Consider the following 24,749-nt stretch of genomic DNA (forward strand, 5'->3'; position numbering starts at 1 on the left):
GGGGGAACGCGTTGACAGGACGCATCGCCGCCGCGCGCAGGACTTCTGAGAATCTATTCGAGTGGGGGAGGGCCATCTCATGAGGCTGAGCGTTATCGGGACCGGATACCTCGGCGCGGTCCATGCGGCATGTATGGCCCGCCTCGGGCACGACGTCGTCGCATTCGATACCGACGCGTCGAAGATCGCCAAGCTCTCCGCTGGGGCGTCCCCACTGTTCGAACCCGGACTCGACGAACTACTCACCGCTGAAATGGCCTCGGGGCGCCTGCGATTCACGCAATCGCCTGACGAGGCGGTGTCCGGGGCGTCCGTGCACTTCGTGTGTGTCGGCACTCCGCAACTGTCGGATTCGGATGCCGCCGACGTCAGTTTCGTCAACAGCGCGGTCGACATGATCGCGACACACGCCGACGGCGAAGGTCTCATCGTCGGGAAGTCGACCGTGCCGGTAGGGACGGCCCAGCGGCTCGACTCCGAACTGGCCGCCAGGTCGCTGCCACACCGCATGGAGGTGGCGTGGAACCCCGAATTCCTGCGTGAGGGTAAGGCGATCGAGGACACCCTGCAGCCCGACCGATTGGTGTTCGGAGTGACCTCCGAGTCCGCCGAGAAGACGCTGCGCGAGGTGTACGCCGAACTCCTCGACGCAGGTACGCCCTACCTCACCACGGACCTCGCGACCGCCGAGATGGTCAAGGTGGCCGCGAATTCCTTTCTCGCAACCAAGATCTCGTTTATCAATGCCATGGCCGAGGTGTGCGAAGCCGTCGATGCCGATGTGGTGACACTCAGCGAGGCGCTGGGATACGACAGCCGGATCGGGCGCAGATTCCTCAACGCCGGGCTCGGCTTCGGCGGTGGTTGTCTTCCGAAGGACATCCGCGCGTTCAGTGCCAGAGCCGGTGAGGTCGGCGCCTCCGCGGCGCTGACATTCCTGCACGAGGTCGACAAGATCAACATCCGCCGACGGGAGAAGGCGGTGTCGGTGGCGGGAGCGCTGCTCGGCGGGGACTTCCTCGGCAAGAACATCGCCGTGCTGGGGGCGGCGTTCAAACCCGACAGCGACGACGTGCGGGACTCGCCGGCCCTCAACGTCGCGGCCGCCATGCACCTCAAGGGCTCCTACGTCCGCGTGCACGACCCGAAGGCGATCGCCAACGCCAGAGCCAGGTTCCCCACGCTCACCTACTGTGAAAGCGTTCAGGAGGCGTGCCAGAACGTCGATCTGATCGTGCTGGCCACCGAATGGGATGAATACCGCAATTTGGACCCGGTCGCGCTCCGCTCGACCGTTCGGACACAGAGCCTGCTGGACACCCGCAACGCGCTCGATGCCGAACTCTGGTCGGGCGCCGGTTGGCGGGTATACGGCCTGGGCCGAGGTCAGCTGAATGTCTGACGGGGCACTCGGCAGGCACGAAGTCGTCACGGTCCGGCTGGTTTGACGCCCTGCCGGCCGGTGGGGCGCTTGCGCACGAGTTGACGGGGGGGATCTTGACCGATTTCGTCGAGCGGATTCGCGACCGGCTGATGAACGACCTGAGGCGCGTCTTCGCCGGGGTGCCCGAGTGGGATCTGGTTGACTTCCCGCATCATTTCAACTGCGGCGACTCCGCGATCTGGCTCGGTGAGGTCAAGATCGCCGAGGAGCTCGGTATCAGGGTGGCCTCGGCAACGTCATCACAGATGTACCGACGCGACAAGCTGAGGGCGAACGGGCCCGTCGTCATCCATGGTGGAGGCAATCTCGGCGGCCTTTATCCGCAACACGACGACCTGAGAATCCGTATTCTGACCGACTTTTCCACGAGGCCGATCGTGCAGCTTCCTCAGTCGATCGAAGTGACGAACGCGGCCGGTCTCGAAAGGTTGAAGCGGGCGATCGGGTCGCACCGTGATTTCACGCTCCTTGTGCGCGACCGTCGGTCACTTGACATCGCTCGCCGAGAATTCGATTGCCGCATCGAACTAGTGCCCGACGCAGCCTTCGCGCTGGGGAACCTCGAACGTCGACCGGCTGTCGAAGAGGCCGTGGTGCAGGCACGCCGAGACAAAGAAGCCTCCGGCGAACAGATCTCAGGGCACCCGACCGTCGACTGGAACACGGCAAGCATTCTCAGTCTTCGCAACCTCGGGAGAAGCGCTGTCACCGCGGCCGGCAAGCTGCCGGTCCCTGCACTCACGTCGACGCTGGCGGACAGCTTCGCGCGACAGAATCTTCGGTGGGCGATCCGCACCTTGTCGAGGGGGCATGTCCTGGTCACCGACCGACTACACGGCCACGTCATCGCCACGCTGTGTGGAATCGAGCACATCGTGGTGAGCGATCGATACGGCAAGGTCCGTGCGCTCTGGGAAACGTGGACTCAGGACGCGCCCATGGCGACCTTCGCCCCTACGTGGAGCGCCGCGGAAACCGCCTTGGCGGAACGCATCAGCCGCCGATACGCATCGTGAGTCCGAGCACCGTGAGCCTTCGGAATCATCGATTATCCTCACAGCCCATGGGGGATTCGGTCGACATCAGCGTGGTGATCCCGGTGCGTAACGGCGGCCCGTTCGTGAGCCACCAGATCGAGGCGTTGCTCGCGCAGGAATCGAACGCGACGTTCGAGGTCGTCGTCGCGGACAACGGATCGACAGACGAGACGGCGCAAATCGCCCGAAGCCTGGCTGAGCGGGATCCGAGGGTGCGTGTTGTGGACGCATCCCGCGGCATAGGCGTCAACGTGGCCCGTAACGTGGGCGCCCAAGCCGCGAGGGGCCGGGTCATCCTGTTGACAGACGCTGACGACGTCGTGCATCCGGGATGGGTCGACGCCTACTGGCGGGCGTTCCAGAGCGGCGCTCACACGGCCGGTGGCTCCCTGCATCGCATCCTGCAGGACGGCACGGTGCTGGCCAGGGAATCCAAGCTGTACTCATCGCTGATGACCGGAAGTGCCTTCGCGAACGGCACGAACTGCGGGTTCACCCGGGCGGCCTTCGATGCGGTCGGCGGCTTCGACGAAACCCTCATGGGCGGCGCCGACGAGATCGACTTCTTCGCCCGCACTTCCCGCAACGGGTATCGGATGACGCTGGTGCCGGATGCGGTCGTCGACAAGCTTCAGCACACCGACCTGTCGGACGCCTTCCACCAGCATTTCAACTTCGGCCGCGGCGAAATTCTGCTGGCCACCAGATTCAAGCCGTCGATGGTGTCTCTCCCCATGGCAGCTGTTGCCGCCATGCATGCCCTACTGTGGTTCTCCGCGTGGGCCACGGTGGGCCGCCTGCGGCGATGGCGACGTCCGACGGCGATGCGGATGGCCTTCGCGCTGGGCATGCTCGTCGAAGAGGCGAAGATCCTGTCGCGTTGAGCCCTGCAATGGCTTCTCAAGGAGGTTGATCGATGCCCGAGCCGACGATCGAGGTCATCATCCCGGTCCGCGATATGGCCGAGCACCTGCCGAAGTTACTCCGACCGCTGTACGACCAGATGTCAGATGGCGATCGGGTCACCGTGGTCGACGACGCTTCTCGCGACGACACCGAAGCGGTGGCGCGCTCGCTGGGGGCCGGTGTCGTGGCGTTGAAAGACAGCCGCGGCCCCTACTATGCGCGCCAGGTCGCGGCGAGCAGATCAACCGCTGACGTCCTGCTGTTCACCGACGCACGGTGCCGGCCTCTTCCTGGTCTACTCGAGGCGCATCGCGACCTCCAGGAGAGGCCCGGAGTTGCGTTGTCGTGCACCAACGTTCGCACGTTGTCTGGGCCCAGACTCGCGGCGCGACTGGCGGCCAGCATGCAGCCGTTCATGCTTCCGCGCGGCGGCGGGGCGATGAAGGCGACCATCGGCATGGTGCCGCCGCGGCCCGACTACTATCCGACCGCCAATCTGGGTATCGACAGGATCGCCTTCGCCAAGGTGGGCGGGTTCCGATCGATGCGCGGCGGCGGCGACACCGACATCTGCTGGCGCATCCAGGAGCAGTCACTCGGCACGATCGCCACCGACACCCGCGTCCTGATGGAGTGGGAGCCGCGGACCTCGATGCGAGACCTCGCAAGTCAATGGAAGCGATACGGGCACAGCAACGCCTACATGCGCTGGGTGCACCGCAACGACGACGTCAGCAAGGGCGACGACTCGCCACGACGACATTCGCCGATGGAGGCCTGGGCGACGCTGCGAGCCGAACTGCGACGACCGCCGGCCGAACTGGCAGCCACGGCACTCGTCGGTTTGGCCTTCCAGTACGGCTACTTCTCGGCGAAGTTCAAGAGTTCGCAGTTCGAGATGCCGGCGTACTTCGATGTGGCGCCGAATCTCGACTCCGCCTGACGGCTCTGAGCATTCGTCTAGGCAGGCGTGTGTCGCTCACGGTTCAGGAGGCGCGCCGTGGTCCGCGCCGCCACCCTTGGGGCCTGCCGTCGCTGCTTCCCGGTCACGTCGGTCATCACCGAACCCACCGCCGGCTCCGGAATCACTTAGCAATCGACGAAACACAGTTCTTGCTTCGCGTGCCAAATACGTCATTCCGAAAGCTGCCCCGACGAAGATGACCAGCGAGAGGTAAAAGCGACTGCCCCCGCTCAGCATCAGTGACCACGTTCCGACGCCGAGCACCACCGCGAGCGAAAACATCAGCGGGTACACGACTTTCCTCGTGGCCGACCGTCGTGCCCGATCGAAGTACGTCACGACCGGTGCCAAGGACCGAAGCTCACCGATCCGCCGCGCGAGGGCGCCCCACGGCACGAACGCACCGTAGGCGATGACGGCGTGACTGAACGTTATGTTCATCACTAGATAGACGCCCAGGTGGAAAAGCGTCGCTATCGCCAGCGTGGAACGGAAAGCGCGCCACCACGGCAGTGCCAGCAGGATGGCAAGTTCGAATACGACGGTCGACCAGTCGGCGAGTTCCCAGACGGGCCGGTAGTCGTGCGCAGCGACCCAACCCGCCAACCAGTTCGTTCTGTCCTGGGTCACGAAGCCGAGCACGAAATATCCACGCGCGGCTTGACTGTCGAACGATAGCCACCCGGTCATGACCTTCGTGAGCGCCGCGGTGAAGAATCCCCATCCGATCAGGAGGCCGAGCAGACGTAACGGCCATTGCTCTTGGTGCGACGTTTGGCGTCCGGCCCGCAACGCATCGATCGAGAAGCGGTTGCCCCAGTCGGCGAAGGCAAGTACCAGGGGGACCAGCACCAGCAGGATGGTGTGGTCGACCTTGCCCAAGCTGTAGGTGATGCCGTACGTGGTGATCAGCATCGCCGCTGTGGCGAAGGACGCGAACCGTGTCCACAGGCCGAAGGCCAACATGACCAAGGCGATCGAACGGAGGCTCTCCAACCCGATGAGTATTCCGGGCGACGGGAAGCTCGAGAACAATTGGATCGGGCCCGTCGGCGGCCGGAACATGAAGTCGGGGTACTGGCCCAGCCACGCGATGTCGGGTGCGATCATCAGCACGCTGACGGCATAGATGATGCGATATATGCCCAGGTCTGCTGGCGTGAAAGGCCCGCGTGCGACCCAGGAGTCGAACCTGTCGGCCATCCTCATCGCGTGGTCCCGAAATTGACGTGAATGGTGTGCGACGGTTCGTATTCGATCGCCGATTCATCGGCCGCTTTGTAAGTCGCCTTCCGCCATACGATATCGAGCCCGGAAACGGCTTCACCGGGAAAGCGTTCGGCGATCCGCGATTTGAGCCATGCCACCGCCTCCGGGTCGGACGTGAAACCGTCATTCTTGTAGGCGGTCGTGAACGCGATGAGGCGTACCGACGGCCCGGGGGGCAACACGGTTTCCGTCGGAACGCGTTGCGTCGTCCCGTCGGCGAACCGAACCAGGAGTTCTGGTTCCTGTGTCGCCGGTTCGCCGGTCTCGAGGAGACAGCCCGGGCAGTGGGCCGGAAAGCCAGGCAGGACAAGAGCGGGGTACGGCTCCATGCGATCAATGGCGAACAGGCCGTATTGCAGCAGGGCGATCCACACGAACGTGGCGGCGAACACGATCCGCACGGTGCGCTTACTGGTTCGAGTCATCGCTCTCCTCCCGCAGACGCGCGACTTCCGACACCGGCGTCCCGTGCCGGTGTCGCGGAAAGCAACCGTCGCAACCGCGCGCCAAAGCGACCGTACAACCCGCGGGCGTGGTGTACGTCACCATCCGCCCTGCGTGGCGCCTACGGTTCGGTCTCGGCTACCCTGCGTCGGCGCGGGCGGCGGGTACTGCTCAGCTGTCGATCTTCCCGCCCTCGACCGCCGCCCGATATCCCCGGACGGTGAGCGGTACGAACACGGCCGCGATGACAATCACCCACAATGCCGTGAGCAGCATGGGCCGCATCACGTCGCCTCCGGACGCCAGCGCGCGCATGGTCGCCGCGGGCGCCGCGAGCGGCTGGAACTCCGCGAGCGGCCGTACGAGCGCCGGAACTCTTTCAGGGGGCGCGAGCGTTCCGAACGCCAAACCGACACACACCGTCTGGGCCCACGTCAGGATGATCCGGCCCTGTGGCCGTAGTGCGAGGGTGATCACCACCGTCGCGAACACGACCACCACGATGACCGGGATCAGTAGGTAGACGAGCATGCCGGTCCAGCCGCCCGCGAACCGGAATCCCATCAGATACCCGGCTGCGAGGACGACTGCCGATGCCACCAATGTGCGCAGCGCTTCGGCAAGCAGCGCACCGGTCAACGGTGCCGTCCGGTGCACCGGCATGACCCACATTCGGGTGAGCAGGCCACTGTCGCGGTCCCAGGGCACCATGAGTCCGGCGCCGACGGCGCCCGCCATGGCACCGGCGAGCATGCAGACAGGGATCAGCTCGTTCAACCCGCTGCTGCCCGTGAGGCGGACCATCGACTTGCCCACCAGCGCGCCGTAGATGATCAGCAGCAAGGTGGGAAACAGCAGTGCCTGCAGTGGCACCATCGGGTAACGACGCCACTGGATGAAAAGCCGGCTGGCGAAGATCCAACTCTCGGTGAGCAACGAATGCCGGTGTTCCGACGTTGAGTTCACGGCGTTCGCCCCTGCAATCGGACGGCCATCGTGCCGAAAACCAGCAGCAGACCGACGCACCATGCCAGGCTCACGCCGAGATTGCCCGCGTCGACGTGACCGCTGGTGAAACCGCGCATCGCCTCGGTGATCTGTGACACCGGCTGGTACTGCACGAAGCCTTGCAGCCACGACGGGAACGCCTCGAGGGGCGCCAGGCCCGTCGACAACAGCACGAGGAGCAGTTGGGGGACGAGCAGCAGTTGGCTGGCCACCTCGGTCCGGCCGGCCTTGGTCCCGGTCACATCCGCACCTAGTGACAACGCCAAGGTCAGCGTCAGTGCCATCAGGACGAAGGCCGCGCCGTACCCGAACCCGGTGGTGAACCGGAACCCGAACCAGTGGGCGGCCAGTACCGACGCGATCACCGCCAGCACGCCCCGGATCAGGCAGTAGATCATTCGTGCCGTCAACATCGCGTACGGAGAGATCGGCAGTGTGCGCATCCGTGTGCTCAGCCCGCTGATCGTGTCCCAGGCCGCCCGATCCGTGGTGGTCAGCGCACCGAACAGCATCGCCTGGACGACCACCGCAGGCAACACGTATTGCGTATAACTCATCTGGCCGGTGGCGATGACATCCTGCAGCAGTAGCACGAGACCGGCCAACACGAACGTCGGCATGAGCACGGCGAACACCAGGTCCACTCGACCGCGCACCAGCGTGCGGCGCGTCAGGAGCGCGATAGCGGTCACTTCGAGGTCGCCGGAGTGGTCAGATGAAGGAACACCTCGTCGAGCGAGGGCCGGCGCAGCGAGATGTCGAGCAGTTCGATGTCCAGGTCGCTGAGCCGTCTGAACACTTCCGACAGCGTCGCGACGCCCTGCGCCGCGGGGACGGAGACGCTGCTGGTGTCGGTGTCGATCTCGACCTCGTCGAAGTCGGCGAGCGCTGCGGCGATCCGCGGCACCTCCTCCGAACTCCTCGCGGTCATCTGGCAGTAGCTGACACCGGTCTGCTGCTTGAGTTCATCTGCCGTGCCGCTGGCGACGATCTCCCCGGCGTTGAGGATCACAACCGAATCGCTGAGGATGTCGGCTTCTTCCAGGTACTGCGTCGTCAGCAGTACGGTGATGTCCTGAGCGGCCATCGACGACACCAGATTCCAGACTTCGCGTCGGCTGCGGGGATCGAGACCGGTGGTCGGCTCATCGAGGAAGAGCACCTGCGGCGGGACCACGAGTGAGACCGCGATGTCGATGCGCCGACGCATACCTCCGGAGTAGGTGTTGACCCGGCGGTCAGCCGCATCCGCCATGTCGAATTGGTCGATGAGCTCGTCGGCGCGGGCTCGGGCGGCGGCGCGGCGCAGCCCGCGCAGCCGCCCGAACAGGACGAGGTTCTCCCGGCCGGTGAGCCGGGCGTCCAAGGCGGCGTCCTGCCCAGTGACGCCGATACGACGACGCACCTCCGCCGGCGCCCGCGCCACGTCGTAGCCGGCGACGATTGCCTGACCCGAACTGGGCCGCAGCAAAGTCGACAGGATCCTGACCGTCGTCGTCTTACCGGCGCCGTTGTGCCCCAGCAGCGCGCACACAGACCCCGTCGGAACGGAAAAGCTCACGTCACGCAGAGCCGGAACACCCCCGCCGAACGTCTTCGCGACGTTGATGAGCTCGATCACGGGCGCTCCCCAGACCGCGGGTGGACCGATTTGGCATGTGGTGTCATCGAAGGAGTCCGTTCATACAGTCGGCGGCGCTCAGGGGCCGGCCGCGTGTTCGGCGAAAGCCGCTCATGGTGAGCTGGCCCGCGTGCTGTCAGGCGTCCAGCCGGGTGAACGCGCCGTCGCGGTAGAGCTCCGCGCACGAGGCGCGACGCACCTTGCCGCTCGTGGTGATCGGGATCGAGCCGCGCGGCACCAGCACCAGGTCGGCTGCGCTGATCCCGTGCGCGGTGGAGATCGCGCTGGTCACCCGGTTCTTCAGGTCCGCGAAGTAGGCGGCCACGTCCTCGTCGGTGTCGCCGCGCTTCTTGACCTCCACGATGGCGACCAGCTGTTCGGTCCGGTCCTGTTCGACCGAGATCGCCGCGACCCTGCCGCCGGAGATCTCCTGGATCGTGCCCTCGATGTCGTCCGGATAGTGGTTGCGGCCGCGCACGATCAGCAGATCCTTGAGCCGGCCCATGATGAACAGCTCGTCGTCGGAGATGAACCCCAGATCGCCGGTGCGCAGCCACGGACCCGCGTCGGTACCCGGCGACGGGGAGTCGAGGAACGCGTTGAACACTTCCTCGGTCTGTTCGGGTTTGCCCCAGTAGCCGAGGCACACGTTCTCGCCACGCACCCAGATCTCGCCGATCGCCCCGGCGGACAACTCGCGGCGAGTCTGCGGATCGACGATCCGGACCGCGGGGGAGTCGGGGCTGCCGTAGCTGACCAGCGGGGTCCCGGTTTCGGTACGTTTGGCGTGACCGGCCGACAGTTTCTCCGGTTCGAAATGCACGATGGTCGGGGGTTTGCCGGGCGAATTCGTCGCGACGTAGAGCGTCGCCTCGGCCAGCCCGTACGCCGGGCGCAGGACCTCTTCGGGCAGGTTGAACTTGCGGAAGCGCTGCGCGAATCGCTTCAGGGTCGCGTCGTGCACCCGCTCGCTCCCGCTGATGATGATGCAGGTGTTGCCGAGGTCGTACCCGGCCATGTCGTCGTCGGAGGTCTTGCCGACGGCGAGTTCGAAGGCGAAGTTCGGTCCCGCGGTGATGGCAAGCGGGCTGCCGGCCACCATCTGCATCCACCTGGCCGGCCGGGCCAGGAAGGACAGCGGTGTGGTGAACACGGTCGGCCAGCCCGCGAGGATCGGCGCGAACACCCCGAGCAGCAGCCCCATGTCGTGGTAGAAGGGCAGCCACGTGACCGCGGTGGTCCCGGGCGGTGCGATGCCGCCGTAATGCGCCAGGAACGACGCCATGATCTGTTCGAAGTTCGCCGACAGATTGCGGTAGGACACCATCACGCCCGCCGGCGTGCGCGTCGAGCCCGACGTGTACTGCAGATAGGCCGTCTCGGGCCGCTCCACCCGGCGGGCCGCCGATTTCCGTCTGCTCTCGAGGTCCAGCAGGTCGACCTCGATCAGCGTCGCCGCGGTCTCGGCGTCGTCGGGCGCCACGTATTCGGTGACCATGGCGCCGATGGACGAGGTGGTCAGCACCACGGTGGGGGCGGCGTCGCGCAGCACCGCGCTGATTCGCTCGTCGTGCACCCCCGGCATGGGTGTCGACAGCGGCACCGCGATGAGTCCGGCCTGCAGGGAGCCCAGGAACGCGACCAGGTAGTCGAGCCCCTGCGGTGCGACGATCACGGCCCGGTCGCCGGGCTGCGCGTGTTCGCTCAGCTCGTGCGCGAGGTTCACCGTGCGGCGGTACAGTTGCGCCCACGTGAGCGACTCGTGGACGCCTTCGACGGCCTTCTCGTAGTCGATGAACGTGAATGCCGTGTCGTTGGGCTGCAGACTTGCGCGTTCCCGCAGCACGGTGGGAAGTGTTGACGCAGTCATGGCGGGCCCTTCGTCCTTGCGGTAGCGAACAATCCTCCCGAGCATAAGGCAACCGATGCCCAAAACGCGCATTCGCCGATGACGGTGAAATGCGCTGGGAGTGTTGCGGATGAACCGTCCGGCTTGGCCTGTCTACCTACCGAAATGCCCGGATCTGATTGCTGTCGTCGCCGCCTTCAGTGACGTGCGCCGGTGAACCACTTCGTCTTGATCCGCCACGAGTGTGCGGAGGCCAGAGCAAAGCCGGCCCCGCAGAAACAGGCGAAGATCCAGACCAGCGTGCCGCCCTCGACGGCCTGCAGCCAGGGCACGTAGGCGGTCGCGATGCGGATCGCGCACGCGATGATCCCGAACGCCGACGCGATCAGGTAGATGTTCGCGACGCGCCTCGACCGCGGATCCCTGCGCAGCACCAACAACGCGCGGCCGCCGTAGCCCAGCAGATAGATCAACATGCCGCAGAGCATCAGCCAGTACGCGCTGAGCCAGAAGTCGGTGGGGGTCTTGAAGAAGTCCGCGCGGTAGATGTTGGCGCCGTTGCCCGCGGAGAAGGCGGCCAGCAGCAGCGGGATGCACAGCGTCGCGGGCAGTTCGACATAGCGCTTGAACGACGTCTGCATCGCGTGGTCGTCCTGCAGGCGGCCCAGCGTGTTGTAGACCACCGCCGAGGCGGCGACGATATAGAGGTCGTGGGCGATGTAGTCCTCGAGATTCCACTTCCCGGTGAGTTCGTGGAGGAGGTGTCCGAGGGTTTCGGACGCCACCGGCGACATCAGCACCACGGCGCCCAGCTGCAGGGCGATGTTGAGGGTGGCGGCCACTTCCCAGCGACAACTCCAGGTCACCCGGCGGATCCACAGACTCCACGCCATGCAGCCAACCGTGATGGCAATGAGTACCGCGAGTGTCATCGGGAGTCGCTCTCGTGCTGAAAGACTTTCAGCAAATTGTACGACCTACAGCGGTGGAGCGTCGGGACGCGGTGCCAATTCCGAGAGTTTCGGCCTGCGGCGGGTCGTGGGTGCGGCGTCGGCAACGGTGGCCACGGTGAAAGGCGCCGACTCCACGTAGTGCCACACTTCCTGACGGCTCATGAGGCCGAACCGGATCTGGAGGTCCGGATAGCTCAACGCGAACCGGTCGGCGACGCGTCGTAGCTCTTCAGCGTCGGGATAGTCCTGCTCTTTGATGCGGCGGTAGTACGTACTGCTCGAGATTCCCAGCGCGTCGTAGATCGCCTTGGCCTCGACGTCGCCGTCGAGCAGGTAGTCGAGCAACGCTTTGAGCTGTCTGCCGTTCTCGTCGGTACGTGGCATTCGTCCACGATAGACGCTGTTCCCGGCATTGGGCAGTGGCAACCGTTATTCGGACGTCTCTACCCTTATTGACACGGCCGTCACAGTTTTGGCAGTGGTCTCCCAATTCTGGGACACACCGCGTAGCGTAACGGTCATGGTTGCTCCCCACCTGGCTAAACCGCACGACTTCGCGACGGACGTCGCGGCACCCCCTCTGCGCATGCGTGTCACCGACCGCGACGCACCGCGCGGCGTGCGTCTCGGCAATCACGTCCGGTTGTCGGCGCCGCTCGACACCGTGCTGACCCTCGAACTCGACGGTGCGGCCTTCGCGCTCGGCGTCGCCGCCGACGAACTGCTGCTCGCGGCGCTGGGGCGCACGGTCGCGCGGACCATGGGTGAGGGTGTGGTCGCCGTGGACGTCGTCCGGGACGGTCGCGCGGTACCCGCGCTCATCGACCTGCAGTGCGTCGGCGAGGGCCGGCTCGACGCCACCGAGATGGTGCTCATGGCGCGTCTCGCGCTGACCGACCTGCCGGCAGGCCGCCTCGGCGGCTTCTTCGGCGACAGCGGTTCGGCCGCCGAGGTGTTCTTCAACTACATCGGCACCACCCCGGCCCGCGGCGACGAACCCCCGCTGCTCGGGCATGCGCTGGAGGTCCGCGCCTACCGGGACGCAGGGGTGATGCACGTGGACTGGTGGTTCGACGGCGACCGGTTCGACCATGCCACCGTGCAGGAGCTCGCCGAACAGTTCCCGTTCGCCCTCATCGAGCTGACCTCGGAAGCGATGCCCTCGGCGTAGCCGCTAGAATCGCTGTTCAGCGGCACTGATCCGGCCATCACCGGGGAGCCTCCGGAAGAACGGCCACTCGCGTGGTGGCTCAGTAGAACCGGGCGGGTGGGCCCGTCACAGCCTCAAATCAAGCGGCGCACATCGTTGTGCGCAAGCGGGGTGGTACCGCGGCGCTCGCGCATCGGCGTGACGTCGTCCCCGTGCCGGATCGTTGCAGGCTTCCGAGACCGGAGGCCGCAATTTGGCACAGGAGACAACGCGAGTGACCGCCTATCCCAAACCGGCCGGTGGAGCGCCGAACTTCCCCGAACTGGAAGCCGACGTCCTGGATTACTGGGCCAGTGACGACACCTTCCGTGCCAGCATCGCCGGACGTGACGGGGCCCCCGAATACGTCTTCTACGACGGGCCGCCGTTCGCCAACGGGCTTCCGCACTACGGGCACCTGCTGACCGGCTACGTCAAGGACATCGTTCCCCGCTACCGCACCATGCGCGGCTACAAGGTGGAACGCCGCTTCGGCTGGGACACCCACGGGCTGCCCGCCGAACTCGAGGTGCAACGACAGCTCGGCATCACCGACAAGGCCGACATCGACGCGATGGGCATCGAGAAGTTCAACGACGCGTGCCGCGCCTCGGTGCTGAAGTACACCGACGAGTGGCGCAGTTATGTCACCCGCCAGGCGCGGTGGGTCGACTTCGACAACGACTACAAGACGCTCGATCTCAGCTTCATGGAGTCGGTGATCTGGGCGTTCAAGCAGCTGTGGGACAAGGGGCTGGCCTATCAGGGGGTGCGGGTGCTGCCGTACTGCTGGAACGACGAGACCCCGTTGTCCAGCCACGAACTGCGGATGGACGACGACGTCTACCAGAGCAGGCAGGACCCCGCGATCACCGTCGGCGTTCAGGCCGTCGACGGCCCGCTGGCCGGATCGCATCTGCTGGTGTGGACGACCACACCGTGGACGCTGCCGTCGAACCAGGCGGTGGCGGTGAACCCCGACGTGACCTACGTGCAGGTCGCGGTCGGTGACAGGCGCTACGTGCTGGCCGAGGCCCGGCTGGCCGCCTACGCCCGCGAAATCGGGGAGGAACCCGAGGTGTTGGCCACGATGACCGGCAGCGAACTGCTCGGCACGCGCTACCTGCCGCCGTTCCCGTACTTCACCGACAAACCCGAGGCGCAGAACGCCTGGCAGGTGCTGCGCGGCGACTTCGTCACCACCGAGGACGGCACCGGCATCGTCCACATGGCGCCGGCGTACGGCGAGGACGACAAGGCGACCACCGATACCGTCGGCATCACGCCGGTCACACCGGTCGACTCCAAGGGCCGGTTCGACGCCAGCGTGCCGGACTATCAGGGCCAGCACGTCTTCGACGCCAACCCGCAGATCATCCGCGACCTCAAGAACGGCACCGGTTCGGCGGGCGCCAACGGCGCCGTGCTGGTCCGGCACGAGACCTACGAACACTCCTATCCGCACTGCTGGCGCTGCCGCAATCCGCTGATCTACCGCGCGGTGTCGTCGTGGTTCATCAAGGTCACCGAATTCCGGGACCGGATGGTCGAGCTGAACCAGGAGATCACCTGGTATCCCGAACACGTCAAGGACGGTCAGTTCGGTAAGTGGCTGCAGGGCGCCCGTGACTGGTCGATCTCGCGAAACCGCTACTGGGGCACGCCGATTCCGGTGTGGATGTCCGACGATCCCGCGCACCCGAGAATCGACGTCTACGGCAGCCTCGACGAACTCGAGCGGGATTTCGGGGTGCGGCCGACCAACCTGCACCGGCCGTTCATCGACGAGTTGACCCGCCCCAACCCGGACGATCCGACCGGTAAGTCGACGATGCGGCGCATCGAGGACGTGCTCGACGTGTGGTTCGACTCCGGGTCGATGCCGTACGCCCAGGTGCACTACCCGTTCGAGAACCGGGACTGGTTCGACGGAGGACCCGACGAGGATGCGCACTTCCCGGGCGATTTCATCGTCGAGTACATCGGCCAGACCCGCGGCTGGTTCTACACCCTGCACGTGCTGGCCACTGCGCTGTTCGACCGCCCGGCGTTCAAAACCTGTGTGTCCCACGGCATCGTGCTCGGCAACGACGGCCAGAAGATGAGCAAGTCGCTGCGCAACTACCCCGACGTCACCGAGGTCTTCGACCGCGACGGCTCCGATGCGATGCGCTGGTTCCTGATGGCCTCGCCGATCCTGCGCGGCGGCAACCTGATCGTCACCGAACAGGGCATCCGCGAGGGTGTGCGGCAGGTGCTGCTGCCGTTGTGGAACGCCTACACGTTCCTGGCGCTCTACGCCCCGAAGAAGGGCACCTGGCGGACCGACTCCAGCCATGTCCTGGACCGGTACATCCTCGCGAAGCTGGCGCAACTGCGGGACGACCTGACCGAGTCTCTGGACGTCTGCGACATCTCGGGTGCGTGCGACGAGCTGCGGCAGTTCACCGAGGCGCTGACGAACTGGTATGTGCGGCGGTCCCGTTCGCGATTCTGGGATGAGGATCCCGACGCGATCGACACCCTGCACACCGTGCTCGAGGTGACCGGACGGCTGGCGGCGCCGCTGCTGCCGTTGGTCACCGAGGTGATCTGGCGCGGGGTGACCGGTGGGCGGTCCGTGCACCTGACCGACTGGCCGTCGGCCGACGAACTGCCGAAGGATCCGGCGCTGGTCGCCGCGATGGATCAGGTCCGCGCGGTGTGTTCGACCGCCTCGTCGCTGCGCAAGGCCAAGAAGCTGCGCGTCCGCCTGCCGCTGCCGAAATTGACTGTCGCCGTTACTGATCCGGCTCAGCTCGAACCGTTCGCCGACCTCATCGCCGACGAGCTCAACGTCAAGGCCGTCGAGCTCACCGACGACATCGACACCTACGGCCGCTTCGAGCTCACGGTCAACGCCCGCGTCGCCGGCCCGCGCCTGGGCAAGGACGTGCAGGCGGCGATCAAGGCGGTCAAGGCGGGGGAGGGGGTCGTCAACGCGGACGGCACGCTGACGGCCGGACCCGCGGTGCTGCAGCCCGGTGAGTACACCGCACGGCTGGTGGCGGCCGATGCGGAGTTCACCGCGGCGCTGCCCGACGGTGCCGGGCTGGTGGTGCTCGACGGCACGGTGACACCTGAACTGGAGGCCGAGGGCTGGGCCAAGGACCGCATCCGCGAACTGCAGGAGCTGCGCAAGTCCAGTGGCCTCGACGTGTCGGATCGCATCAGCGTGGTGATGTCGGTGCCGCAGACCCACGAGGAGTGGGCGCGCACGCACCGGGACCTCATCGCCGGGGAGATCCTCGCCACCGCTTTCGAATTCGGTGAGCCGGCCGACGGGTCCGAGATCGGCGACGGGGTGCGGGTGGCGATCGCCAAGGCGTGAGGATCAGCGCGGCGGCGCCCCGACGAGGAAGCTCACCGTGGTGGCGGTGCTCCCGCCGATGTTGAGGGTGCCGAATCGGACGGCGCCGTCGACCTGATAGTCACCGGCGGTGCCGCTGACCTGTTTGGCCGCGTCGACGAGCATCCGGACGCCGGTGGCGCCCACCGGATGCCCACCGCCGATCAGGCCGCCGCCGGGATTGATCGGAAGCCGGCCGCCGATCGCGATGTCACCGTTCTCGACGGCCTGCCAGGACTCTCCCGGTCCGGTCAGCCCGATGTGGTCGATGGCCAGGTACTCGCTCGGGGTGAAACAGTCGTGCACCTCGAAGCCGTCCACCGCGTCCAGGGCGTCGGAACCGATCCCGGCGCGGCCGAACGCGTCGTGCACCGCACCGCGCACGTGGGGGAGCACGTACGGCGAGTCCGCGTCGCGCCGGAGCTTCTGGGTCAATCCGAGGCCGACCGTGCGGTGGCCCCAGCCCTCGATGCGGGCCAGCGGCCGGGCGTCGGGGTGGTCCCGCAGATAGTCGTCGGTCACCAGCACGATGCCCGCACCGCCGTCGGTGAGCTGGCTGCAGTCATAGCGCCGCAGACGGCCCTCCACGACGGGGTTGCGGTCGTCGTCGTCGGCGCCGTCGGTCGCGAGGTGGGGCACCGCCCAGCCGCGGGTCTGGGCGTTGCCGTTGCGGCGCGCGTTGTCGTAGTTGAGGTCGGCGATCGCGCGCAGATGGATCTCGTCGAGTCCGTAGCGGCGGTCGTATTCATCGGCGACGCGCGAAAACACCTGTGCCCAGATGTTTTTCGTATCCTCTCCCTCGTGCCCGACCCAGGCGGCCGCGGCCAGGTGGGCCGCGCCGACAGGTCCGGGCACCGTCTTCTCCAGTTCGAGGCCGGCGACCAGTGCCACGTCGTAGGCGCGCGAGCGCAGGTCGGCGATCGCGGCGAGGGTGGCGACGCTGCCCGACGCGCACGCGGCCTCGTGCCGGGAGGCGGGTACTCCCCACAGCGCGTCGTCGACGGTCGCGGGCATGGCGCCGAGATGCCCTTGGCCCGCGAACAACTCGCCGAACGCGTTGCCGACGTGGACGACCTCGACGGCGTCCGCGTCCATCCGCGCCGAGGCCAGCGTGTGCCCGACCACCTCGGCGGTCAGATCGCCGAAATCGCTGCCCTCCCGGCTCAGGTTGCGGGCGAAATCGCTCTGGTACGCGCCGAGGATCCAGATGTCCTGCATGACGCCTATAGTTCAATTGACAGAGTCACTCTGTCAACTGTAGTTTTCGGCCATGCGAGTGGAACGCCTGCAGACCTTCGCCTCGACGCTGCCCGCCGATGACGACCATCCGTACCGCACCGGGCCGTGGCGCCCCCAGGTCACCGAGTGGCGGGCCGACGACCTCGAGGTGGTCGCCGGCGAGGTGCCTGCCGATCTCGACGGCATGTACCTGCGCAACACGGAGAACCCGCTGCATCCGGCCGCGACGGCCTACCACCCGTTCGACGGTGACGGGATGATCCACATCGTCGAGTTCGGCGGGGGAAAAGCGGCCTACCGCAACCGCTTCGTCCGCACCGACGGCTTCCTCGCCGAGAACGAGGCCGGGGGACCGCTGTGGGCCGGGTTCATCGAGATGCCCTCGGCCGCCAAACGCGCCGACGGCTGGGGCGCGCGCACGCGGATGAAGGACGCGTCGAGCACCGACGTCGTCGTCCACCGCGGGACGGCGCTGACCAGTTTCTACATGTGCGGCGACCTCTACCAGGTCGACCCGTACACCGCCGACACCCTCGGCAAGGAGACCTGGCACGGCGACTTCCCGGACTGGGGGGTGTCGGCGCATCCCAAGATCGACCCGGTCACCGGGGAGCTGCTGTTCTTCAGCTACAGCAAGGAAGCGCCTCATCTGCGCTACGGCGTGGTCGACAAGGACGCGAACCTGGTGCACCACACCGACGTCGCGCTGCCCGGGCCGCGGATGCCGCACGATATGGCGTTCACCGAGAACTACGTGATCCTCAACGACTTCCCGTTGTTCTGGGAGCCGTCGCTGCTGAAGCAGGACATCCACGCACCGGTCTTCCACCGCGACATGCCGTCGCGTTTCGCCGTGCTGCCCCGCCGCGGTGACCAGTCGCAGGTGCGGTGGTTCGAGACCGACCCGACGTATGCCCTGCACTTCGTCAACGCCTACGAGGACGGTGACGAGATCGTGCTCGACGGGTTCTTCCAGGACAACCCGTCACCGTCGACGAAGGGCGCGAAGTCGTTGGAGGACGCGGCCTTCCGCTACCTGGCACTCGACGGGTTCGAATCGCACCTGCACCGCTGGCGGTTCAACCTCGCCACGGGGGCGGCCACCGAGGAACGGCTGTCGGACAGCCTCACCGAATTCGGCATGATGAACGGTGACTACCAGACCCGGCGGCACCGCTACGTGTACGCCGCCACCGGCAAACCGGGCTGGTTCCTGTTCGACGGGCTGGTCAAACACGATCTGCGCGACGGTACCGAGGAGCGGATCACGTTCGGCGACGGCGTGTTCGGCAGCGAGACCGCGATGGCGCCGCGTCAGGACGGCACCGCCGAGGACGACGGCTACCTCGTCACCCTGACCACGGACATGAACGACGACGCCTCCTACTGCTTGGTGTTCGATGCCGCGCGGATCGCCGACGGTCCGGTGTGCAAGCTGCGGCTTCCTGAAAGAATCTGCAGCGGAACACATTCGACGTGGGTGTCCGGGGCTGAGCTGCGGCGCTGGCACAGCCCGCGGTGACCGGGGGCAGCGGGCCGGTCAACGCCGTCGGCCGGATGCTCGGCCTGCTCGGCGACGAGTGGACGCTGCTCCTCGTCCGCGAAACCCTCCTGGGCGCACGGCGGTTCACCGACTTCCGCACCCTGCCCATCTCCACCGCCGTGCTGACCAACCGGCTGCGCTCGATGGTGGACGACGGGCTGCTCGACCGCCAGGTCTACCAGCAGCAACCGCTGCGCGCCGGTTACGTTCCCACGGACCGCTGCTGGGCGCTGTGGCCGGTGCTGGTGTCGATCTGGCACTGGGAGCGCACCTGGGTCCCCGGCCACACCTCGTCGCTGCCCGCGATGGCGCATCGCGGCTGCGGTCGCGAATTCTCGCCGGTGCTGCGCTGTGCCAGCTGCCGTCGCGCCGTCGAATCGACCGACGTCGACGGCCGGTGGGGTCCCAGCGGGGGCTGGCAGCGGTCCGTACCCCGCGGCGCGACCCGCAGGCGCGCCCGCGGCGACGGGACCGCCCAGGCCGGGCTGTTCCCCGAGACCATGGCGATCTTCGGCAACCGCTGGGCCTCGGCGATCATCGGTGCGGCGTTCCTCGGGACGCGGCGGTTCAGCGACTTCCAGGGCCGCCTGCGCGCGCCGGCGGCGATGGTGGCCGAGCACCTGCGGGTGTTCTGCGACATCGGGGTGCTGCAGGGCGCCGCCCATCCGCAGCGCGCCGACTGGTCCGAATACCACCTCACGCCCAAGGGCCGGGCGTTCTTCCCGGTCGTCGCATCGTCGATCCACTGGGCCGAGGAGTGGTTCGGGGCACCCGAGGGGCCGGCGCTGATCCTCACCCACACCGTGTGCGGACAGCGTTTCGTCCCGGAACTGGCCTGCGATCAGTGCGAGGAGACGTTGACCGCCGACGCGGTCCGGATCCTGCCCCGCGCCGGAGAGCAGGCGGTCATCCGCGGGTGACGCGCGCGGAGTCCCCGCCCAGGGTCACGGTGTCGCCGGGGTGGAGTTGGCGGCCCCGGCGCAGCTCCACCTCGCCGTTGACGGTGACCGACCCGTCGGCGATCACCGATTTGGCATCCGCCCCGCTGTCGATCAGCGAGGCGAGTTTGAGGAACTGACCGAGACGGATCGTGTCGTCACCGATCGGAACCTCGTGCGCCGCCATGACGCTCAGGCTAACGCCCTAGCATCTGCAGGTGTGGACGTGCGCTGGGTCCTGCACCTGAACAGACGGGTCATGCACTGATAAAGTAATCGCTGTGCGAGCCGCTGTCTACACACGAATTTCCGAGGACCAAACGGGGCAACGCCTGGGCGTGACGCGCCAACTGGAGGACTGCCTCGCGCTGGCCGACCGCCTCGGCTGGGAGGTTGTGACGCGGTTCGACGACAACGACCTGTCGGCGTTCAACGGCAAGTCGCGTCCGGCGTTCGAGGCCATGCTCGACGCCATGAAGGCGGGAGAGTTCGGCGCGCTGCTCTGCTGGCACACAGATCGGCTGTACCGGTCGATGAAGGACCTCGAACGGCTCATCGACATCGCTGACGAACGTCGCGTGCAAATTCGGACGGTCAACGGTGGAGACCTGGACCTGTCCACCAGCGCCGGCCGGATGCTCGCCCGCATCCTGGGCAGCGTGGCCCGGCAGGAGTCTGAACACAAGGGTGAGCGGCAGAAGAGGGCGAACGAGCAGAAGGCGGCCGCGGGGAAGTGGCAGACCGCGAACCGGCCATTCGGCTACACCATGACCGGGACGCCTCTAGAACCCGAGGCCACACTCTTCCGAACCGCAGTCGCCGACGTGCTGGCAGGGAAGTCCCTCCGCAAGGTCTGCGCCGAGTGGAATGGTCGCGGCGTGACAACGTCCCTCGGCAACGCTTGGAACAGCAGACAAGTCCGCGGTGTGTTACTGAACCCGCGCTATGCCGCTCTGAGGGTGCATCGCGGCAAGGTCGTCGGGCCCGGCGATTGGGAGCCGCTGATCGACACTGACACCCATTACGGGCTTGCAGCATTCCTGACCGACCCCTCGCGGCGGAGGTCGATGGGCTTTGAACGTAAGTACATCGGCACCGGGGTCTACCGATGTGGCAAGTGTGGCGGTCTGATGAAGGCGTGCCAGCCCGCAGCAAGTCGGCAACGCGCCTACGTGTGCCGCGACTTCGGACACGTCCTGCGCCAACGGGAAACGCTCGACGAATACGTCGAAATGGTGGTCCTCGAATACCTCAAAGGCACGGACATTCATTCGAAGCTGACGAGAGACAACGGCGTCGACCTCGCGGCGCTGCATACCAAGCGCACCGTGTTGCAGGCCCGCCTAGACGACCTCGCCGCAATGTTCGCAGACGGTGAGATCGATGCCAGCCAATTGCGGCGTGGGACAACCGAATTGCGCGAGCAACTTGCAGAGGTTGATGCTGTCTTGACGGACCTTGCCCGGACGTCGCCCGTGGCGAACCTATTGGCGGCCGGGGAGGCCGTCACAGAGCACTGGAACGCACTTTCCGCGGACCTCAAGGGCAAGATAGTCGACGAACTGATGGTCGTGACAGTGTTGCCGTCACCTCGCGGCACAAAGGGTTTCCACCCGGAGTACATCGACATCGACTGGAGGGGCGCGCAGTGACGCAAGACGCTGATCTCGGACGGTGGTTCACCGACCTGCTACAGGCGGCGGAGGACCGCGCGCAAGCAGTCCACGACGCCTACCAGCACCTGGAGAACGCCGAGGTGGTCTCCAAGGTGACCGTTCACCGCTACCTGTGCCGCAAGTGCGGAAAGCCGCGCGCCACCGTGATCCGGCTAGGTGACCGGACGCTCGCGCGAACCCATGACTACAAGTTCTCGCCGGGCATGAACGCCGACCGATCGGTGCCGTCGGCGCGGGCACGCAACACGCTCGACGGTGACCGGCACTGGCCCGGGCATACCTACGATGTCGACGAACTGGCCGAGTGGGGGCCGGACGCCGGTTTCGACGTCAACTGCCGGCATGTCACGGCGACGGTGTTCGCCCGCGACGTCCTCGCGATCACCAGCGGCGTCACGCCGGGACACCCCGGGAAACCGACGCTGCTCCAATCCCGACAGCACATGCAGTAGCATCGGTTCTACTTGCCCGCCTGTGAAGGCATTCGGAATCGTGCAGGGCGCCGAACCCGAAGGGGTTCAGTGTGTCCGCAACCAGGGCAACATCGAGAAAGTCCCGTGAGCTACAGGCGAAGAACGCCGCCGCTCACCGCTGGAATCATCCGAACAAAGACGACATAGCCCGCCAGTACGCAGCGGAGCGGCTCGCCGAGATCGTCGCCGACGTGGTGGCCGCAGCGCCGCCGCTCAGCGACGAGCAGTGCGCGCGGATCGCCGCCCTGCTGCGCTGCGGTGGCGGGCAGCCGGCCGCTGACCGCGCCGCTGTGGTCGCTGACCGTCTCGCCGACCTCGACGGCGGTGCGGCATGACGACCCAGATACGAAGAATCCCGGCCACCTCGGGCCGGGACACCTCGACAACCGCCACAGTCGCTAGCCCACATTCTAATGGTCACCGCGCCGAGGACGGCTACACCGCGCCAACCGCCGAGGACCGCGCCGTCGAGGCGGCGATAGCGGTACTGCGCGGCTACGGCTACGGCATCGCCATGCGGTGTCTTGACTGCCGCCGGCCGATCACCTCGGCGGCAAGTCTGGCGCGGATGCGCGGACCCCGGTGCGCGGCGAAAGCGGTGGGCCGATGATCGCCAAACACCACCTCGACGCGCTCGCTGCGTCCGGAATAACCGGCAAGCGCGTCGAGCTGCGCGGGTACGAAACCGTCAACGACAAGGGCCGCCTCATCGACGTGGGTGTGGCCCAGGCCGGGCGTCGAGTACCCGGCCTGCTGGTGCCGTCGCTGCGCGCCGACGGGTCGACGTGGGGTTATCAGTACCGGCCCGACTATCCGCGCACCGACGGCAAGGGCCGCGAGGTCAAATACGAGACACCCGTCGAGCAGCGCAACGGCATCGACATCCCGCCCGGCGTCGGCGACAAGGTCGGCGATCCCTCGGTGCCGCTGTTCGTCACTGAGGGTGTCAAGAAAGCTGACTGCGCCGCGGAGCACGGCCTGTGTTGCGTTGCCCTGCCCGGCGTGTGGTCATGGCGGGGGAAGAACGACGCCGGCGGTAAGACCGCGGTGGCCGACTGGCACGACGTCGCGCTCAATGACCGCCGAGTCATCCTCGCGTTCGACGGTGACGTGGCACGCAAACAGTCCGTGCGGCAAGCACTCTCGGCGCTCGCGGACTATCTGCGGAGCAAGGGCGCCAAGGTCGAGTACCTGCACCTACCCGACACCGACAACAAGACCGGCCTCGACGACTACCTGATCGGGCACACCGTCGAGGAACTGTGGCGGCTTGTCAAGCCGTCACCGGCCCCGCTGCGAGAGTCAACTGTTCCAAATGGAACAGGTGCGCAAAATTACGCACCTGCGGCTCCGGAACCTGTTGCCGCCGAGCCGATCACCCTCGACCAGGCGCACACCGTGTTCCGGCGCTGGCTCGGCGACGACTACGACACCGACGCACTCGACGCCGTCCTGGCCACGGCGGCAGTCGAACGCCTCGACGGCGACCCGCTGTGGCTGCTGCTGATATCCGGTAGCGGCAACGCGAAAACCGAGACCGTGCAGGCGCTCGACGGCGTTGGAGCGGTCATCACGTCCACCATCACCGAGGCAGGATTGCTGTCGGCGACACCACGCAAAGACCGCGCCAAAGACGCCACCGGCGGGCTGCTCCGCAAGCTAGAGCCACGCGGGGTGCTGGTCATCAAAGACGTGACCAGCATTCTGTCGATGAACACCGAGACCCGCGCCCAGGTGCTCGGCGCGCTACGCGAGGTCTACGACGGCCGCTGGTCACGCAACGTCGGCGCAGACGGCGGCCTCACCCTCGAATGGGCAGGACGTATCGCCGTCATCGGCGCGGTGACCACCGCGTGGGACAAAGCGCATGCCGTCATCGCCAGCATGGGTGATCGGTTCGTCCTGGTCCGCATGGACTCCACCAAGGGTCGACAAGTCGCCGGCCGCAAGGCAATCGGCAACACTGGCAGCGAAGTACGCATGCGCGCCGAATTGGCCGCAGCGGTGGCCGGCGTCCTGGCGGGCATCAACACCGAGCCGGTGACCGTCACCGACGAGGAGACCGACGTTCTGCTGCGGGCCGCCGACCTCGTCACGTTGGCGCGGACCGGCGTGGAATACGACTACCGCGGCGATGTGATCGACGCCCACGCCCCGGAAATGCCGACCCGGTTCGCCAAGCAGTTGGCGCAGATCGTGCGCGGCGGTGTCGCGCTCGGCATGGAACGCGTAGCGGCGCTGCGGCTGGCGATCCGCTGCGCTCGGGACTCCATGCCGCCGCTGCGTCTGGCGATCATCGACGACCTTGCCGACGAGCCAGACAGTTCGACGGCCGAGATTCGCAAACGCATCGGGAAACCGAGGGCCACGGTCGACCGACAGTTGCAGGCGCTGCACATGCTCGAGGTTCTCGACTGCGACGAAGCCGAGGGCATGCACAGGGGTAAGCCAGTAACCATCTGGTACTACCGACTCGCCGACGGCATCGAGCCGACCGCGCTGGACTCGACCGCGCTGGACTCGCTGGGCCCTAATTCAGTGCCAGAAATACCACCACCAACCCCCAACCCCTATAGAAGAACAGACAGGCAGGCCGATACGCCTGTCCGGGTTTCCGATATTTCTGGCACTGATCCAAGCCTGCTGCGGCGCCTCATCACCGGCCCGGGCCGCTGCGACACCTGCGGCTGCCATATCGCAACCCAAGGTCATAAGCCCGAATGCCCGGCGGCTGCAGCATGACCAGACCACACGTCGAGCAGGCCGACCGTGACCTCATCGACGACCACGACGTACCCGAACCCCAAC

23 protein-coding genes are annotated in these 24,749 nt (G+C 66.6%); 13 read left to right on the plus strand and 10 right to left on the minus strand.

The window, feature by feature from the left end; all coding sequences use genetic code 11:
• The first annotated feature begins 79 nt into the window (after positions 1 to 79).
• The 4 genes from G6N49_RS07085 to G6N49_RS07100 all read left to right on the plus strand — a co-directional run bounded on the left by G6N49_RS07085 (position 80) and on the right by G6N49_RS07100 (position 4,330).
• Positions 80 to 1,402, plus strand: coding sequence for a UDP-glucose dehydrogenase family protein (locus G6N49_RS07085; RefSeq protein ID WP_011560506.1), 1,323 nt, complete (start codon positions 80 to 82; stop codon positions 1,400 to 1,402).
• A 95-nt stretch (positions 1,403 to 1,497) separates the two neighbouring features.
• The gene (locus G6N49_RS07090; protein WP_064872539.1) at positions 1,498 to 2,460 is read left to right on the plus strand and encodes a polysaccharide pyruvyl transferase family protein; all 963 of its coding nucleotides are present in this window, start codon (positions 1,498 to 1,500) and stop codon (positions 2,458 to 2,460) included.
• A 47-nt stretch (positions 2,461 to 2,507) separates the two neighbouring features.
• Entirely contained in the window at positions 2,508 to 3,365 is an 858-nt protein-coding gene (locus G6N49_RS07095) for a glycosyltransferase family 2 protein (RefSeq protein ID WP_235679497.1), read from the plus strand.
• A 32-nt stretch (positions 3,366 to 3,397) separates the two neighbouring features.
• Positions 3,398 to 4,330, plus strand: coding sequence for a glycosyltransferase family 2 protein (locus G6N49_RS07100; RefSeq protein WP_011560503.1), 933 nt, complete (start codon positions 3,398 to 3,400; stop codon positions 4,328 to 4,330).
• 36 nt (positions 4,331 to 4,366) lie between these two features.
• Here the strand turns inward: G6N49_RS07100 and G6N49_RS07105 are convergent, their stop codons facing one another.
• From G6N49_RS07105 to G6N49_RS07140, 8 genes are all read right to left on the minus strand, one after another.
• Entirely contained in the window at positions 4,367 to 5,554 is a 1,188-nt protein-coding gene (locus G6N49_RS07105) for an HTTM domain-containing protein (protein WP_225891951.1), read from the minus strand.
• 2 nt (positions 5,555 to 5,556) lie between these two features.
• Positions 5,557 to 6,045 (minus strand): hypothetical protein, encoded by a 489-nt coding sequence (locus G6N49_RS07110; RefSeq protein WP_011560501.1) that lies wholly within the window; start codon positions 6,043 to 6,045, stop codon positions 5,557 to 5,559.
• A gap of 190 nt (positions 6,046 to 6,235) precedes the next feature.
• Positions 6,236 to 7,030, minus strand: a complete 795-nt coding sequence (locus G6N49_RS07115) for an ABC transporter permease (RefSeq protein WP_011560500.1) — start codon at positions 7,028 to 7,030, stop codon at positions 6,236 to 6,238.
• Positions 7,027 to 7,764 carry an ABC transporter permease gene (locus G6N49_RS07120; protein ID WP_011768275.1) on the minus strand — a complete coding sequence of 246 codons (738 nt, stop codon included), beginning with the start codon at positions 7,762 to 7,764 and terminating at the stop codon, positions 7,027 to 7,029. Before G6N49_RS07120 ends, G6N49_RS07115 begins: the two co-directional genes overlap by 4 nt.
• Positions 7,761 to 8,693 carry an efflux ABC transporter ATPase subunit, DrrA-related gene (locus G6N49_RS07125; protein WP_083045081.1) on the minus strand — a complete coding sequence of 311 codons (933 nt, stop codon included), beginning with the start codon at positions 8,691 to 8,693 and terminating at the stop codon, positions 7,761 to 7,763. The genes G6N49_RS07120 and G6N49_RS07125 overlap by 4 nt, the downstream gene beginning before the upstream one ends.
• A gap of 136 nt (positions 8,694 to 8,829) precedes the next feature.
• On the minus strand, positions 8,830 to 10,563 hold the full coding sequence (locus G6N49_RS07130) for an AMP-binding protein (RefSeq protein WP_064872535.1): 1,734 nt from the start codon (positions 10,561 to 10,563) through the stop codon (positions 8,830 to 8,832).
• A gap of 176 nt (positions 10,564 to 10,739) precedes the next feature.
• Positions 10,740 to 11,474, minus strand: coding sequence for a hypothetical protein (locus G6N49_RS07135; protein WP_011560496.1), 735 nt, complete (start codon positions 11,472 to 11,474; stop codon positions 10,740 to 10,742).
• Between the two features lie 45 nt (positions 11,475 to 11,519).
• Complete coding sequence (locus G6N49_RS07140; protein WP_083045082.1) at positions 11,520 to 11,879, minus strand: transcriptional regulator; 360 nt, start codon at positions 11,877 to 11,879, stop codon at positions 11,520 to 11,522.
• A gap of 136 nt (positions 11,880 to 12,015) precedes the next feature.
• On the opposite strand from G6N49_RS07140, the gene G6N49_RS07145 reads away from it, so the two are divergent.
• Positions 12,016 to 12,666: a hypothetical protein gene (locus tag G6N49_RS07145; RefSeq protein WP_083045083.1), complete on the plus strand. Its 651-nt coding sequence runs from the start codon at positions 12,016 to 12,018 to the stop codon at positions 12,664 to 12,666.
• A 253-nt stretch (positions 12,667 to 12,919) separates the two neighbouring features.
• Positions 12,920 to 16,054 carry an isoleucine--tRNA ligase gene (ileS, locus tag G6N49_RS07150; RefSeq protein ID WP_083045084.1) on the plus strand — a complete coding sequence of 1,045 codons (3,135 nt, stop codon included), beginning with the start codon at positions 12,920 to 12,922 and terminating at the stop codon, positions 16,052 to 16,054.
• A 3-nt stretch (positions 16,055 to 16,057) separates the two neighbouring features.
• Here the strand turns inward: ileS and G6N49_RS07155 are convergent, their stop codons facing one another.
• Entirely contained in the window at positions 16,058 to 17,290 is a 1,233-nt protein-coding gene (locus G6N49_RS07155) for an acetyl-CoA acetyltransferase (RefSeq protein WP_064872533.1), read from the minus strand.
• 52 nt (positions 17,291 to 17,342) lie between these two features.
• On the opposite strand from G6N49_RS07155, the gene G6N49_RS07160 reads away from it, so the two are divergent.
• Complete coding sequence (locus tag G6N49_RS07160) at positions 17,343 to 18,833, plus strand: carotenoid oxygenase family protein (protein ID WP_011560491.1); 1,491 nt, start codon at positions 17,343 to 17,345, stop codon at positions 18,831 to 18,833.
• Complete coding sequence (locus tag G6N49_RS07165) at positions 18,830 to 19,774, plus strand: winged helix-turn-helix transcriptional regulator (protein WP_083045085.1); 945 nt, start codon at positions 18,830 to 18,832, stop codon at positions 19,772 to 19,774. The genes G6N49_RS07160 and G6N49_RS07165 overlap by 4 nt, the downstream gene beginning before the upstream one ends.
• On the opposite strand, the gene G6N49_RS07170 is transcribed toward G6N49_RS07165, so the two are convergent.
• Positions 19,761 to 19,979: an RNA-binding S4 domain-containing protein gene (locus tag G6N49_RS07170; RefSeq protein WP_083045086.1), complete on the minus strand. Its 219-nt coding sequence runs from the start codon at positions 19,977 to 19,979 to the stop codon at positions 19,761 to 19,763. The genes G6N49_RS07165 and G6N49_RS07170 overlap by 14 nt on opposite strands.
• Before the next feature lie 94 nt (positions 19,980 to 20,073).
• On the opposite strand from G6N49_RS07170, the gene G6N49_RS07175 reads away from it, so the two are divergent.
• The 5 genes from G6N49_RS07175 (at position 20,074) to G6N49_RS07195 (ending at position 24,683) form a co-directional block, all read left to right on the plus strand.
• Positions 20,074 to 21,444 carry a recombinase family protein gene (locus tag G6N49_RS07175; protein WP_083045087.1) on the plus strand — a complete coding sequence of 457 codons (1,371 nt, stop codon included), beginning with the start codon at positions 20,074 to 20,076 and terminating at the stop codon, positions 21,442 to 21,444.
• Positions 21,441 to 21,920, plus strand: coding sequence for a hypothetical protein (locus G6N49_RS07180; RefSeq protein WP_083045088.1), 480 nt, complete (start codon positions 21,441 to 21,443; stop codon positions 21,918 to 21,920). Before G6N49_RS07175 ends, G6N49_RS07180 begins: the two co-directional genes overlap by 4 nt.
• 71 nt (positions 21,921 to 21,991) lie before the next feature.
• Positions 21,992 to 22,276 (plus strand): hypothetical protein, encoded by a 285-nt coding sequence (locus G6N49_RS07185; protein WP_110807682.1) that lies wholly within the window; start codon positions 21,992 to 21,994, stop codon positions 22,274 to 22,276.
• A complete protein-coding gene (locus G6N49_RS07190; protein ID WP_133056653.1) occupies positions 22,273 to 22,551 on the plus strand; it encodes a hypothetical protein in 279 nt (92 codons plus the stop codon). The genes G6N49_RS07185 and G6N49_RS07190 overlap by 4 nt, the downstream gene beginning before the upstream one ends.
• Complete coding sequence (locus G6N49_RS07195) at positions 22,548 to 24,683, plus strand: DUF3854 domain-containing protein (protein WP_083045089.1); 2,136 nt, start codon at positions 22,548 to 22,550, stop codon at positions 24,681 to 24,683. The genes G6N49_RS07190 and G6N49_RS07195 overlap by 4 nt, the downstream gene beginning before the upstream one ends.
• Positions 24,684 to 24,749: the final 66 nt, after the last annotated feature.

Source organism: Mycolicibacterium monacense (genome assembly GCF_010731575.1).
Classification (GTDB): Bacteria; Actinomycetota; Actinomycetes; order Mycobacteriales; family Mycobacteriaceae; genus Mycobacterium; species Mycobacterium monacense.